Origin of the sequence: Coprothermobacter platensis DSM 11748, from assembly GCF_000378005.1 — a bacterium.
Classification (GTDB): Bacteria; Coprothermobacterota; Coprothermobacteria; order Coprothermobacterales; family Coprothermobacteraceae; genus Coprothermobacter; species Coprothermobacter platensis.
This window is the reverse complement of sequence record NZ_KB899040.1, coordinates 374,772-388,150: the sequence shown is the minus strand read 5'-3', so window position 1 is coordinate 388,150 and position 13,379 is coordinate 374,772. Positions and strand designations below refer to the sequence as shown.

Below are 13,379 nucleotides of genomic sequence, written 5' to 3'. Positions count from 1 at the left end.
CGTGCTATAACAAAAAAAACTCGCCCACTGTGTAAATGCAGGCGAGTTTGGTGCCAAACTCACATACAAGCAGTAGTTTAAGCCATGGTCCATCCGCCGTCTACGGGAATGGTAGCTCCAGTAATATAAGCAGAAAGGTCAGATGCTAAAAACAACGCTGCCTTTGCTATATCATCGGGCTGACCAAATCTTCCCATAGGTATGGGCGCCAAGAACATATTGCGTAGTTGCTCGTTAGCCAAAACATCCTTTGTAATTGCTGTTTCAGACGTTCCAGGACATATGCAGTTTGCCCTTATCCCCGCTTTGGCAAAATCTACTGCCACAGCTCTGGTGAGGGAAACCACCCCTCCTTTTGAGGCAGCATAAGCAATAGCTTCTGGGAAACCTATGAGGGCCGCTGCCGATGCCGTATTTATGATCACTCCTCCACCATTCTTCTTCATTTCAGGAATCGCATACTTGCACCCGAAGAATACACCTCTTAAATTGACATTGATAATTCTGTCCCAATCTTCGGTTTTCTGCTCTTCGGCATTTCCCGGTACGTAAATACCTGCGTTATTGAAAATAATGTCTAGTTTTCCAAAAGCTTTAACAGCTTCATCCACGAAATGCTTGACGTCTTCTTCTTTAGACACATCAGCTTTTACATAAATGGCTTGTCCCCCAGCATTCTTAATATCTTCTGCTGTTTGTCTGGCCCCTTCTTCGTTGTAATCCACTACAACAACTTTGGCTCCCTCTTTTGCAAAAAGAAGTGAAGTTGCTCTACCAAAACCCGAACCACCACCAGTAACGATTGCAACCTTACCTTCTAACAGCATAATCACAAGACCTCCTCTGTTATTAGAATCTTTAAATATTATAAGTCGTGACAAAGGAGGTTAAACATAGCTAATAAAAAAAGGAAGCTCCACCATCCAGAAGTGATAGAGCTTCCTCAAACATGTCCACTGTTACTACAAGGCAAAAAAATTACTTGTTTATCGTTTGTTTTATGACATCAGCCAAGATCTTTATACCCTTGTCAATATCTTCAACTTTTGGTTGGCTAAAGTTTAATCTGGCCGTGTTTTTACCTTGGCCGTTAGCAAAGAATGCTGACCCACGTACATAAACAACTTTGTTCTCGATTGCCTTATCAAATAACTGATCGCAATCAACTTGTTCAGGTACTACCAGCCATACGAAGAAACCGCCTTTGGGCTTGCTCCAGTATACCCCAGGAATGTCTGACATGTATTTGTCCAGTGCCTCTAACATGGCAGCATGCTTTACTTTATATATTTTTCTCATGGCTTCTATGTGGTCAAAGAAATAGTCTTTTTGCATATAAAGGTACGTGACATACTGCATGAATGCACCGGTGCAAAGGTCGGCTCCTTGCTTTGCTATAGCGATGCGTCTAATAATATCTTTGTTCGCTACAATCCAACCTAAGCGGAAGCCAGGCACAAATGTTTTCGAAAAGGTGCTTAGATAGACCACGTGTTCACTAGTATCAAAAGACTTTATGCAAGGCGGACGTTCTCCTTCATATACCAGATAACTATATGGGTCATCTTCTACAAGTAGGAAATCCTCCCTCTCGGCGATTTCAACTAAGCGTTTCCGCCTTTCTAAGCTAAGCGTATAGCCTGCGGGATTTTGGAACGTCGGAATCACATAGAGAAACTTCACACGTTTTCCTTGCTTCTTTAAATCGCGCACAATTTCTTCAAGCTTTTCAGGAATGACACCATTTTCATCCGTGGGAACAGAAACATATTCAGGACCAAACGGATCAAAGGCAGATAGAGCACCCAAATAAGTTGGCGCCTCCACCAATACCACATCTCCAGGGTCAATAAGAACAAGACCCACTAAGAACAAAGACTGCTGGCTCGCTGTTGTTATAATGATGTTTTCTTCCCCTTGGCCTTTAACATTTTCATGTTCAGCCATGAAGTCAACAAGGTAACGTCGAAGTTCTGGTACGCCCTCGGTAGCGCTGTACTGCAAACCTTTTTTTCCATATTTGTCCAAAGCCTCTGTCATTACTTCTTTGAGCCGTTCAATGGGAAAGACATCTGGATCAGGATAACCCCCTGCAAAGGATATGAAATTAGGATCTCCAGAATATTTAAATATTTCTCTAATTGCGGAGGGTTTGAGGCTCGCCCCGCGCTCGCTTATAAAGTTCTTGGCGTCCATAGTTCTACCTCCTTAACTTAATCATGAGACAACATCATTATAACATGCAGTTAAAACAAAAGATTAAGCTTTAAGGATTTTCGATAGAAATTGCTTAGCCCTGTCTGTTTTAGGACCATTTTCAAAAAAGGTGCGAGCCTCTTCTTCTTCGATGACACGGCCATCTTCAAGAAACATGATTCTGGTGCCCACTTCTTTTGCAAAACCCATTTCATGAGTGGCCACCACCATGGTCATACCTTCTTCCGCCAGTTCTTTCATCACATCCAGTACTTCTTTTGTATATTCTGGGTCAAGAGCAGATGTGGGTTCATCAAAAAGTATGACATCGGGTTCCATGGCGAGAGCACGTGCTATAGCAACACGCTGTTTCTGACCACCGGAAAGTGAAGACGGCATAGCTTTTGCCTTTTCCTCTAAACCAACGCGTTTCAAAAGTTCCATAGCCTGAGCTTCGGCTTCTTGTTGCGACTTTCCAAGCACTTTTGTAGGTCCTATGGTAATATTCTGCAATACATTTAGATGGTTAAACAGGTTAAACAACTGAAAGACCATGCTGACTTTTCTCCTTAACATGTTAGCGTCAGCACCACGCGGATCAATCTTCTTCCCCTTAAAATAGATATCACCCGATGTCGGCTCTTCTAATAAGTTAAGAGTGCGAAGAAAGGTTGTTTTTCCGCCACCAGAAGGTCCCATAAGGACTAAAATTTCCTGCGGTTCCACAGACACGCTTATTCCTTTGAGCACTTCATGTTTTCCAAAGCGTTTCACGATATTCTTTGCTTCTAATATTGGAGGCATAGTTAGAATTTGAACCTCCTCTCCAGATAACCAGAAAGTTGAGACCCTGGGATAGTTGCCAACAAATAAAGCAGAGATGCTCCAATAAGTGGAGTGAATACGTTCGCCGTGTAAGAAATCATGTTTCTACTTCTAAGCATTAAATCAGCGACTCCGATTACGGAAACCAGCGATGTATCTTTTAAAAGAGCCACAAATTCATTAACTAAAGGTGGTATGACTACCCTGAAGGCTTGAGGTAAATGATTAGTCGCATAGCCATGCTGCCTGTCATACCCAAAGCTCTTGCCGCTTCCATTTGTCCTTTTTCAATAGACTCAATACCGGCTCTGAATATTTCTCCCGAATAGGCAGCACTGTTCAATCCTAAAGCTACCACCGCAGCCGTCAACCTGTCTATATTAAAGCCTAAAGCGGGAAGACCAAAGTAAACTAACATTATCTGCATTAAAGCTGGTGTTCCACGCACGAGTTCTATATAAACGATAGAAATTGCCTTGAAAATGTAGTTTGAAGAAATCTTCATCAAAGCAAGCAGAAGGCCAAATACCAAGCCAACTATCAAAGAAGAAAAAGTCAGTCCCAGCGTTGTCAGGAAACCGGACCATAATAGCGGAAAGATATTTGTCAACAAATCTATTTTAAAATCCATTATGTGCCCTCTCTTCTATGAAAGAATGATTAGAATTTAACAGCTCGTCCATTTACTGTGTTGGAGGTTCTTGACCAAACCATGATTTATACAGTTTGGCATATTCACCATCACTCTTGAGTTCAGCGAGTGCCTTATTGATTTTTGTAACGAGGTCGGTATTGCCTTTCTTCACAGCAATGCCATAGTACTCATCCGTTGGAATGTCAAACGCTATATGTAATGGCAAGTTTGAATTTTTCTCCAAAAAATAGCTGCTTACTGGCAAGTCGTTGACCACAGCGTCAAGCCTACCTGTATTAAGGTCCAAAAATGCTTGGTCAGGGCTATCGTACGTAAACACTTTTCCATTGGCATTTACCAGTTTACGAGCCAACATTTCTCCTGTAGTTCCGAGCTGAACACCTATCTTTTTGTCAGCTAAATCTGCTTGGCTTTTTATCGTGGTATTACTGTTCTGCACAACAACGGCTTGGTCAGACCTAAAATAAGGGTCAGAAAAATCTACTTCTTCTTGCCTCGAAGCCGTTATGGTCATGCCCGATATAACTGCATCGTACTTGCCTGTTTGTACTGAAGCAACCAATCCAGCAAAGTCAGAATTCTCCCATTTTACGGTGTAACCCATCTGCTTAGCTATAGCATTCATCAAGTCGATATCAAACCCCACAAAATTGCCGTTCTCATCGATGGATTCCAATGGAGGAAAATCTGCCGATGTTCCCACAGATAGGGTATTGGATGTTTTCTGACCACCGCAGCCCACAAGAATTAATCCCACTACCAACAGTAATGTAAAAACCCTCTTCATAATCAGAACACCTCCCACACTATTGTGTGCAACCATTCACACCTACTGGCTTTAATTATATAGCTCATTGTCTAAGGAAGCCCGAGGACATATTGCAATGCTGTAGCAGGGTCAATTTTCACATCTGGGTCAATACCGTAATTGTTTATTGTTTTTCCAGTAGGTGTGCGGAATTCAAATGTCGTCAAGTACAGTAAGGAACCATCATCTAAGTCGAAAAGTGTCTGGCCCACACCTTTTCCATAAGTTCTCTCACCTACGATAATGGCCCGCTTGTTGTCCTGGAGGGCACCAGAAAGCATTTCTGCAGCACTGGCTGAATACTTATCTACAAGAACATACATCTTACCCGTATAGATCTGAGAGCCTTCAGCATCTATGGTTGCTGTTTGTTGATTATCTCTGTAAACGAATACAGGCTTTGGTCCTAAAAACATGCCAGCTATATCTACGAGTGACTGCACTAACCCACCTGGATTACCTCTTAAATCTAAAACAAGCTTAGGTGCCTTAACTGACTGCAAAGCTTGTTTTAGTTCTGTAGGCGTGGTTTCTGTAAATTGATCGATCTGAATAACCGCAACGGTAGTCGTACTCATATTCAACGTAACTGTAGGTACTGTAATACTCTTCCGCTGAACCGTTACAGACAGCGCTTTCCCACTACGGGTAACGGTCAAGTTTACGGTAGTGCCTTCTTCACCTTTAAGCAGTGCACTCACTATGTCAAGGGATGATTGAGAAACATCTTGATTATCTACTTTTGTTATGATGTCTCCTGCTTTTAATCCTGCTTTCTCCGCAGGAGAATTTGGAACAACTTTCACAATCACAATACCACTTTTAGATTCCTGCAAATAAACTCCTATACCGACAAAATTACCTTGTACAGCCTCCAAAACCTGCTTAGCTTCTACAGGGTCATAAAAACCCGAATATGCATCCTGTAAACTATCCACCGCACCTTTGGCTGCAGCATATGCTATCGACGACGTTTTTTCTGGATAAAGATATTGCTCTTTTATCGTTTTTATTGTCGTTAAAAGCGCATTTGTTTGAGGATCCTCTAAGATTTGAAGGTAAGATAGGCTGTCTTGTAAGTTCTCTTTCAATGTTTGATTTTCAGCCGTTAAATCAGGCACAAAAGGATATGAAACTACCGCTTTTTTTACTTTTGCATCCCAAGACACAGTGATGCCCAAAAGATCCGACACATCACGAATAGGCACAAACAAACGTCCTCCACTAAGTAACGGTGTCGCCGTCAACGTGTAGTTTTTCCCATCTACTATAGCCGTCCTTTTGTTAGGAAAAAGCTGCAAAGTGTGATTTGAGTAACTAAGAGCAGGTGAAACCCAAAAAATCATGGTCAAAACCAAAATAAACGCAATTTTCCGTGTTTTTTCAGCCATCTTCACGCCTCAACACCTTCTTAATATTTTTATGGTAAAGTGTAACACAGCGCAGTTAGATTACATCTAATGTTATATGAAGAAAATTTAATAGAAAAACATTTATGGATAAAAACAAATAAAAGGAGGCGACGAATGATTGTTTACTGGCTATGTGTAGTAGGAGCATATTTGTGGGGTGCTCTACCATTTGGTTACATTATAGGCCTAACACGTGGAATTGACATAACAAAGGTTGGATCTGGAAACATAGGCGCCACAAACGTATATAGAGTTATGGGTGTTAGCTTTGCTTTAGTAACATTCCTGTTCGATATGTCTAAAGGTCTTATCCCTGCCCTATTAGCCTTTCACCTTTTTGGTGATCTTTCAATTGCGCAGCAATGGATCCTTTTTTTGTCACCTATCATTGGCCATTGCATATCTCCGTTCCTGCATTTTAAAGGTGGAAAAGGTGTTGCAGCATCCTTTGGCGCACTTCTCGGATTCGACATACGGTTTGCCCTCATATTTGCTATTGTGTGGGGTATAACGTTCATTATTACAAGATGGGTATCGTTGGGATCTTTGCTGGGATTGTGGGCTGCCTTTGCCGTAGGCTGCTATTTGCTTCCATATACACCATGGGCATTACTCTTTTTAGCGGCTTTCATCACATGGAGACATCACGAGAACATCAGCCGATTGCTCAATGGCAAAGAAAACCGACTTGCATTACCTTGGGAAAAGAATGGCTAAGCACTTAAATGGCGGTAAAATAAACTACTTTGGTTAGATTGCAGTTAATGCTTGGGATGTGCTAATATATATTGTGCTGTCATTATACTAATGATAAAGATGGAGGGGTAGTCTAATTGGCAAGGCACCGGACTTGAAATCCGGCGGCCCGGAAGGGCCATGTGGGTTCGAGTCCCACCCCCTCCGCCAAAATATATAAAAGGAGGATTCACGCCGTATGTACGCTTTACTTGAGATTAGGGGAAAACAGTATAAAGTCAAAGAGGGCTCTGCTATACTGGTGCCCGGCTGGGACGAAGTAAAACCTGAAGAGATAAATGTCCTCATGGTAAAAGATGGCACCACACTCATTGGAACGCCTACTGTGAAAGATGCCAAAGTTGATTATGAGACAGTGAGGCAATTCAAAGGAAGAAAGATTAATGTATGGCGTTTCAAATCAAAAGTAAATTATCACAGGAAAAAATCTCACAGAATTCACTACACCGTACTTAAAATAAACAGCATTAAAACACCAGTGACGACGGAGGGATAGAAGAAATGGCACACCACAAAGGCGGGGGTTCCGCCAAAAATGGAAAAGATTCCAATCCCCAGTACCTTGGTGTAAAGGTATATGGCGGAGAACCGGTAAAACCCGGAAGCATAATTGTCACACAGAGAGGAAATAAGTTTTGGCCAGGCAGAAATGTCGGTCAAGGAAAAGATTTCACGCTTTTTGCCTTAACTCATGGTGTTGTTGAGTTCCAGAAGAAAGGCGGCAAGAAATTCGTTAGTGTCGTTTCTAACAACTCACAGCAATAATAATGGTTTTCATTGATACGGCAGAAATAGTTGTTCATGGCGGAAAAGGCGGCGATGGAGCCGCCTCTTTTCGTCATGAGAAATTCATAGAAAAAGGTGGGCCAGATGGCGGTGACGGAGGTAAAGGAGGAAGCGTTTACCTTGTTGCTGACAGCTCTTTGCTCACCCTTTATGATTTTAAGTACAAAAAAGAGTTTATTGCCGAGGACGGAGAACCAGGACGTAGCCAAAAACAGTTCGGCAAAGATGGCAGTGACCTCTTTATACACATACCTGTTGGCGTAATAGTGACAGATTTAGAAACAAATACCACCGTAGATATGGACAAACCTGATATGAAATTACTGGTAGCTCGAGGAGGAAAAGGTGGTAAAGGCAATACCCACATGGCAACACCAACACGCAGAACACCTCATTTTAGAGAAATGGGTTATGAAGGCGAGGTAAGGCATCTCAAACTCGAGCTTAAGCTTATCGCACATGTAAGCCTGGTCGGGCTTCCTAATGCTGGGAAATCGTCACTCATAAGTGTCATCAGTAAGGCTAAACCTGATATTGCCCCCTACCCTTTTACCACAAAAAGCCCTGTACTTGGCATAGTTAAAAAAGGTGAAAAATCTTTGGTAGTCGGTGATGTGCCAGGGCTCATTGAAGGCGCACATGAAGGGAAAGGTTTGGGCCTTACGTTCTTAAGGCACATTGAGAGAAGCTATGTGATTGCCGTCGTTCTGGACGCAGCAGGTATTGATGGGAATAGCCCCGAAGATGCTTATAAGACTGTTCTCGGGGAATTAAATGCCTACGACCAATCGCTCTTGAAAAAGCCGAGAATTCTGGTTCTAAACAAGGCTGATTTGCTAAATGACGAACAAAAATTGTCTCTAAAAGAAGAATTTTCCAAGCTGGAATCGATCGTCATAGTAACCAGCGCTGCAACAGGAGAAGGGACTAAGGAACTTGTCGACATAATGTTTTCCCTAATCCCACAAGTTGATGAAGAACCACAAATGCAAGAAGAAAAAACCATTTTGCAACTACCACCTCTGCCAGATGATTTTAGTGTTACTCGTCAAGACGACTACTGGCTTGTGGAAGGTCGATGGGCGCGCTATATATCACGATATGATACAAGTAAACCTTGGGATTTGCAGTATATTCAGCATGAACTAAAGAAACGTAGATTGGAAGAGATGCTGAGGCGCATGGGAGCAAAAGAAGGAGATACTGTGATCATACATGATAAGGCCTTCGAAATCTTCTAAGATAGGCATATTATCTGGTGTTTTCGACCCCGTACATGTGGGACATCTGTTCATGGCTTACTTGGCTATGGAAACAGTACCTTTGGATTCTATTTGGTTCATACCAACGAATGTTCCACCCCACAAACAGAAGCCACAAGCCTCTTATGAAAACCGCACTCAAATGCTGAAGCTGGCGCTCCAAATAGAACCACGATTCGTTGTTGCAGAACTGGAAGGAAGCAGTACTCCTTCTTATTCATTCGAGACCCTTTTGAAAGTTAGAGCGCTCATCGGTGAAAAACCGTACTTCATCATTGGAAGTGATGAATGGGAAAACCTACATTTATGGAAACATTATGATATCCTTGTGGAAAATGCTATTTTTGTAGTCATTCCAAGAGGATCCATAATCACGGATAGGCCTGACGCAACAGCTATTTTTACGGAAAAGACACCAATGAATATTTCCTCCACTTACATAAGGCAACGGTGTGAAGAAGAAAAACCCATAAAACTATTAGTTCCAGAACCCGTGCAGTCGTTCATAGAAAGTCATAACTTATATAAAATACCTTTTTATAAAGGAGGTGAATAGGCATTTATGGATAAAGACATGCAGGATATACAACAGTTGCTTGATGATAAGCAGGCAACAGACATAAAAATAATCGACATAAGTTCTCTGGACACAGTAGCTGACTATTTTATTGTGTGCACGGCAAATTCGCTCATACACAGCCAATCACTGGCTAACGCTCTTGAGGATTTCCTCGACGAAAGACACATCCATTACAGAGTTGAAGGTTTCAATCCGGGTGATTGGATTTTGGTGGACATGGGAGATGTTGTAGTGCACATCTTTACACAAAAAACCAGAGAGTATTACGATATTGAGTCCCACTGGAACAACATGGTAGAATATGTTAAGAGCAGACGAGGCAACCGCAGTCAAATAGAGACTGAGGAAAGTCCGAGCTCCACAGAGCGGGATGCTGGGTAACTCCCAGTGAGGGCGACCTCAAGGACAGTGCCACAGAAAACAAACCGCCGCTATTCCCCATCGGGGAATAGTTGGCAAGGGTGAAAAGGTGGGGTAAGAGCCCACCGCAGTACTGGTGACAGTGCTGGCATGGTAAACCCCATCCGGTGCAAGGCCAAGCAGCCAGCTGAGACCCTGCTCGGCGAGCTGGCGGGTAGGCCGCTTGAGCGTATTGGCAACAGTGCGCCCAGAGAAATGGTTGCCATCCACCAATTCTTGGTGGAGACAGAACTCGGCTTATTGTCTGCTCACTAATATAAAAATAAAAAAAGCCTCCTTCCTTGGAGGCTTTTTTTATTTAACAATCAAATCTATTAGTGCTGGTAAGCCCATCTTTACGAAAATAGGTATAAGAATGAGAGAAACAACTGTGCTCAGCTTCATAAGAATGTTTATGGAAGGGCCAGCTGTGTCTTTTAGAGGATCTCCTACCGTATCGCCTATAACGGCAGCATGATGTGCCTCAGAACCTTTACCACCTAAAAGGCCACCTTCTATTAGTTTCTTTGCATTGTCCCAAGCGCCACCTGCATTAGCCATATAGATAGCCATTACAAAACCAGACACAGTTTGTCCTATGAGAACACCACCTACCCCAGCTACCCCCAATAAGAAATAGGAAGCCAGCGGCAAAATGAGTGCCAACAAGGCTGGAATGACCATATTCTTTAGAGCGTGGCTGGTGCTAATGCTCACACATACAACATAGTCTGGGTCAGCATGTCCAGATAGAAGACCAGGAATCTCTTTGAACTGACGTCTAACTTCTTTAACAATGACAAACGCAGTTGTAGAAACGGCATTTATGACAATGGAAGAAAACAAAAATGGAGATGCAGCACCGATCATGACACCTGTTAGCACACGCGGGTCAGAAATGTCCAGCGCTTGCAAGCCTACAGCGCTGTTGAACGCAGAAAACAATGCTAATGCAGTTAACGCCGCCGAAGCAATGGCGAATCCTTTACCCATGGCAGCAGTAGCATTACCTAAAGCATCCAAACCATCCGTAACATCGCGGATTTGAGGTGGAAAATGCGCCATTTCTGCTATGCCACCTGCATTATCTGCCACTGGACCATAAGCGTCCACAGAAAGAGAGAATGCCAGGGTGCAAAGCATACCGACACCGGCTAAAGCGATGCCGAATAACCCCGCACTCACGTAAGCCACGATGATCGCTAAACCCACCAAAATAACGGGCAGAAATGTAGATTCCATAGCGATAGCCATACCAGATAGTATGTTGGTAGCGGCGCCTGTCTCACTGGCTTTAGCAATTTCCTTTATGGGTTTGCCCATGGTATAGTAATCTGTGATAAAACCAATAGTAATTCCCACTAACATTCCTGCTATGGTGGCAATCACTAAGGACCAACTTGCCCCTGTCCAAATGGGGATAAAACAGACTAAAACGACAGCCATGGTCGTTACGAGTACACTGCCCAATCTAAATATGTTTGCTGGTTCCATGCGCGAATGAGTAGATATGTAACGCACCAGTAGAACTGTGAACCAAGAAGAAAGCGCACCCAATGTTGCGGTCCACAAAGTAAAGTTCAAACCGACATTGTCCGTCTGAGTTACAGCTAAAATAATGCACGCAACGATAGAACCCACATAGGATTCATAAAGGTCAGCACCCATCCCGGCAACGTCTCCTACATTATCCCCCACATTATCTGCGATGACTGCAGGATTCCTTGGATCATCTTCAGGGATGTTCGCTTCCACTTTCCCTACTAAATCTGCTCCAACATCGGCAGCTTTTGTAAATATGCCTCCTCCAACACGTGCAAATAAAGCTACAAAGGACGCCCCTAAGCTGAAACTACTTATGATGGAACCAGATGCCTCAAATCCACCAAACATGGCAGCCACAACGCCCAAACCAAGCAAACCAAAAGCAACAACGGTCATCCCCATAACAGAACCAGCAGAAAATGCTACTAAAAGAGCATCTCCACTCCCTTTACGGGCTGCCTCAGTTGTTCTAACGTTGGAGAGTGTGGCAATCTGCATCCCTATGTAACCTGCTGCCACAGAAAATGCAGACCCAACTATGAACGCAATAGCAGACTTATAGCCGGTAAGAAAGATGAGTGCTACAAATAACAACATTATCCATGGAAACATGACCCGGTATTCACTGGTCAGGAAAGCCTTGGCACCATCATGTATATGCCGGCTGATGTCCGCAGCCCGTTGGTTTTCCACTTTTATGTGGAGTACCCAGCGAGCACTCAAAATAACTGTAACAAGCAACAATACTGCCGCCGCAAAAAATCCTACCACACTTTCCCCCTCCTCTTAACCTACTGTTAATATTACATAGCTATGATTATACCAGCCAAAAGGCACTGGTGTAAGATTTAAATATGATAAATATAGAGCTCATAAAAGGACTCCACGTCATTGTGGAGGATGAAAAAGGCGCTGAACAATGGCCCAATGCCATTGAAATACGCGCTGATGAAAACGACTGGTCAAACATTGCCACAAGCGTTTGGGAAGCGCTGCTAAACCATGACTCCGTAAACGTGCTGTGCATGGATGTGGATACAGCAGTCACGTTTGCTCAGGTGTTTTTAAAAACTATGGGGTATACCTCTGAACGTGCGGCGTTAGAAACGCAAAAAGCATTCAAATTAGATGAAAACGTTGAACCCACACCATTACAGGTTTACCCTGCTGAAAGTTTGGGTTTCCATTTCGTTCGTTTTAAGAAAATTGTGGAAACGCTGAGGAAAGAATGCCCTTGGGACAAAGAGGTAACACCATATCAATTAGTAACGTTGAGCCGTGAAGAACTCAGCGAATTAATGGATGCCATAAACAACAATGACATGGAGAATTATGCTGAAGAACTGGGCGATTTATGGCTGCATTTGTTCCTCCACAGTACCATCGCTGAGGAAACCAATGCGTTTAACTTAGAAACTGTTTTTCAAATGGCTTCTGAAAAAGCCATATCCAGGCATCCGCATGTGTTCGCCTCAGACACAGATAGCGATGCTGCTACGGTTTTGAGCAAATGGCAATCAAGAAAAGGTAAGAAAAAAGATGAAAGCAGCATTCCACCAAACATTTTTACTTGGGCCCTGCGTTTGCAAGACGAAGCCCACCACAATGGTTTGGATTGGGAAAATGCGATGCAACTAAGTGACAAGCTATCGGAAGAATTCGAAGAACTCCGGCAGGCTTATGAAGAAAACAATCATGATGGAGAAACGGAAGAAGTAGGCGATCTGCTTTTTACTGTAATCAATATTGCCAGACTTTTAGGCGTAGACCCAGAGGACGCATTGCTGAAAGCCAGTAGAAAGTTCCAGAAACGTTTGGATTATGTAACTCAACACAAAGAAAATAAAAACGTTGATGAACTTTGGGAACAATCTAAACATGAGATTGGATAAGTTTTTGAAGGAAAGCGGCATCATTAAAAGGCGTAGTTTAGCCCAAAAGATCATTCAAGCTGGCTATGTGCGCATAAACGGAAAAACAGCAAAGCAGTCAGAAACTATAAAAATCAATGATGTTATAGAAGTAGACACACCAGTAGCCTATACACGGTATACAGTTCTTAACGACGAGCGCCCTTCTAAAGCACAGCTTGAAGAGCGTTTGAAGAAGAGTAACGACATTTCTTAGAACTCAAAAACGTTAAAACGGAGGAATA

13 protein-coding genes, 1 tRNA gene, 1 other RNA gene and 2 pseudogenes are annotated in these 13,379 nt (G+C 42.9%); 10 read left to right on the top strand and 7 right to left on the bottom strand.

Translation table 11 applies throughout. The features are described 5' to 3' along the window. Positions 1–77: 77 nt before the first annotated feature. From D890_RS0102140 to D890_RS0102115, 6 genes and pseudogenes are all read right to left on the bottom strand, one after another. Entirely contained in the window at positions 78–827 is a 750-nt protein-coding gene (locus D890_RS0102140) for an SDR family NAD(P)-dependent oxidoreductase (RefSeq protein ID WP_018962889.1), read from the bottom strand. A gap of 151 nt (positions 828–978) precedes the next feature. Beyond that, positions 979–2,196 (bottom strand): aminotransferase-like domain-containing protein, encoded by a 1,218-nt coding sequence (locus D890_RS0102135; RefSeq protein ID WP_018962888.1) that lies wholly within the window; start codon positions 2,194–2,196, stop codon positions 979–981. A gap of 63 nt (positions 2,197–2,259) precedes the next feature. Beyond that, positions 2,260–2,991, bottom strand: a complete 732-nt coding sequence (locus D890_RS0102130) for an ATP-binding cassette domain-containing protein (protein ID WP_026291281.1) — start codon at positions 2,989–2,991, stop codon at positions 2,260–2,262. Positions 2,992–3,002: 11 nt separating this feature from the next. Then, positions 3,003–3,652 (bottom strand): annotated as a pseudogene (locus D890_RS07525) (amino acid ABC transporter permease). Between the two features lie 52 nt (positions 3,653–3,704). Next, entirely contained in the window at positions 3,705–4,463 is a 759-nt protein-coding gene (locus D890_RS0102120; RefSeq protein ID WP_018962886.1) for a basic amino acid ABC transporter substrate-binding protein, read from the bottom strand. A 71-nt stretch (positions 4,464–4,534) separates the two neighbouring features. Continuing rightward, the gene (locus tag D890_RS0102115) at positions 4,535–5,875 is read right to left on the bottom strand and encodes a S41 family peptidase (protein ID WP_040363531.1); all 1,341 of its coding nucleotides are present in this window, start codon (positions 5,873–5,875) and stop codon (positions 4,535–4,537) included. A gap of 135 nt (positions 5,876–6,010) precedes the next feature. Between D890_RS0102115 and plsY the strand changes: the two genes are divergently transcribed. The 8 genes and pseudogenes from plsY to rnpB all read left to right on the top strand — a co-directional run bounded on the left by plsY (position 6,011) and on the right by rnpB (position 9,955). Beyond that, complete coding sequence (gene plsY, locus D890_RS0102110; protein ID WP_018962884.1) at positions 6,011–6,613, top strand: glycerol-3-phosphate 1-O-acyltransferase PlsY; 603 nt, start codon at positions 6,011–6,013, stop codon at positions 6,611–6,613. 101 nt (positions 6,614–6,714) lie between these two features. Further along, positions 6,715–6,802, top strand: a tRNA-Ser gene (locus tag D890_RS0102105). 28 nt (positions 6,803–6,830) lie between these two features. Next, complete coding sequence (gene rplU / locus D890_RS0102100) at positions 6,831–7,148, top strand: 50S ribosomal protein L21 (RefSeq protein WP_018962883.1); 318 nt, start codon at positions 6,831–6,833, stop codon at positions 7,146–7,148. Positions 7,149–7,153: 5 nt separating this feature from the next. After that, positions 7,154–7,417 (top strand): 50S ribosomal protein L27, encoded by a 264-nt coding sequence (gene rpmA / locus D890_RS0102095; RefSeq protein ID WP_018962882.1) that lies wholly within the window; start codon positions 7,154–7,156, stop codon positions 7,415–7,417. A 2-nt stretch (positions 7,418–7,419) separates the two neighbouring features. Next, a complete protein-coding gene (gene obgE / locus D890_RS0102090) occupies positions 7,420–8,679 on the top strand; it encodes a GTPase ObgE (protein WP_018962881.1) in 1,260 nt (419 codons plus the stop codon). Beyond that, positions 8,654–9,256, top strand: coding sequence for a nicotinate (nicotinamide) nucleotide adenylyltransferase (gene nadD, locus D890_RS0102085; RefSeq protein ID WP_018962880.1), 603 nt, complete (start codon positions 8,654–8,656; stop codon positions 9,254–9,256). The genes obgE and nadD overlap by 26 nt, the downstream gene beginning before the upstream one ends. A 6-nt stretch (positions 9,257–9,262) precedes the next feature. Beyond that, positions 9,263–9,553 (top strand): annotated as a pseudogene (gene rsfS / locus D890_RS08095) (ribosome silencing factor); the annotation flags it as partial. A gap of 34 nt (positions 9,554–9,587) precedes the next feature. Continuing rightward, an RNA gene (rnpB, locus tag D890_RS07805) (RNase P RNA component class A) lies at positions 9,588–9,955 on the top strand. A gap of 39 nt (positions 9,956–9,994) precedes the next feature. Here rnpB and D890_RS0102070 read toward each other — a convergent pair. After that, positions 9,995–11,995: a sodium-translocating pyrophosphatase gene (locus D890_RS0102070; protein WP_018962877.1), complete on the bottom strand. Its 2,001-nt coding sequence runs from the start codon at positions 11,993–11,995 to the stop codon at positions 9,995–9,997. Between the two features lie 83 nt (positions 11,996–12,078). Between D890_RS0102070 and D890_RS07520 the strand changes: the two genes are divergently transcribed. Together D890_RS07520 and D890_RS0102060 are read left to right on the top strand one after the other, a co-directional pair. Beyond that, a complete protein-coding gene (locus tag D890_RS07520) occupies positions 12,079–13,116 on the top strand; it encodes a MazG family protein (RefSeq protein ID WP_018962876.1) in 1,038 nt (345 codons plus the stop codon). Beyond that, on the top strand, positions 13,103–13,351 hold the full coding sequence (locus D890_RS0102060; protein ID WP_018962875.1) for a S4 domain-containing protein: 249 nt from the start codon (positions 13,103–13,105) through the stop codon (positions 13,349–13,351). Before D890_RS07520 ends, D890_RS0102060 begins: the two co-directional genes overlap by 14 nt. The last annotated feature ends 28 nt before the right edge of the window (positions 13,352–13,379 follow it).

Coding starts and splice junctions, on each gene's coding strand:
- rplU (WP_018962883.1), top strand. CDS start 6,831: ATGTACGCTTTACTTGAGATTAGGGGAAAACAGTATAAAGTCAAAGAG.
- D890_RS0102120 (WP_018962886.1), bottom strand. CDS start 4,463: ATGAAGAGGGTTTTTACATTACTGTTGGTAGTGGGATTAATTCTTGTG.
- obgE (WP_018962881.1), top strand. CDS start 7,420: ATGGTTTTCATTGATACGGCAGAAATAGTTGTTCATGGCGGAAAAGGC.
- D890_RS0102115 (WP_040363531.1), bottom strand. CDS start 5,875: ATGGCTGAAAAAACACGGAAAATTGCGTTTATTTTGGTTTTGACCATG.
- D890_RS0102135 (WP_018962888.1), bottom strand. CDS start 2,196: ATGGACGCCAAGAACTTTATAAGCGAGCGCGGGGCGAGCCTCAAACCC.
- rpmA (WP_018962882.1), top strand. CDS start 7,154: ATGGCACACCACAAAGGCGGGGGTTCCGCCAAAAATGGAAAAGATTCC.
- D890_RS0102060 (WP_018962875.1), top strand. CDS start 13,103: ATGAGATTGGATAAGTTTTTGAAGGAAAGCGGCATCATTAAAAGGCGT.
- D890_RS07520 (WP_018962876.1), top strand. CDS start 12,079: ATGATAAATATAGAGCTCATAAAAGGACTCCACGTCATTGTGGAGGAT.
- nadD (WP_018962880.1), top strand. CDS start 8,654: ATGATAAGGCCTTCGAAATCTTCTAAGATAGGCATATTATCTGGTGTT.
- plsY (WP_018962884.1), top strand. CDS start 6,011: ATGATTGTTTACTGGCTATGTGTAGTAGGAGCATATTTGTGGGGTGCT.
- D890_RS0102140 (WP_018962889.1), bottom strand. CDS start 827: ATGCTGTTAGAAGGTAAGGTTGCAATCGTTACTGGTGGTGGTTCGGGT.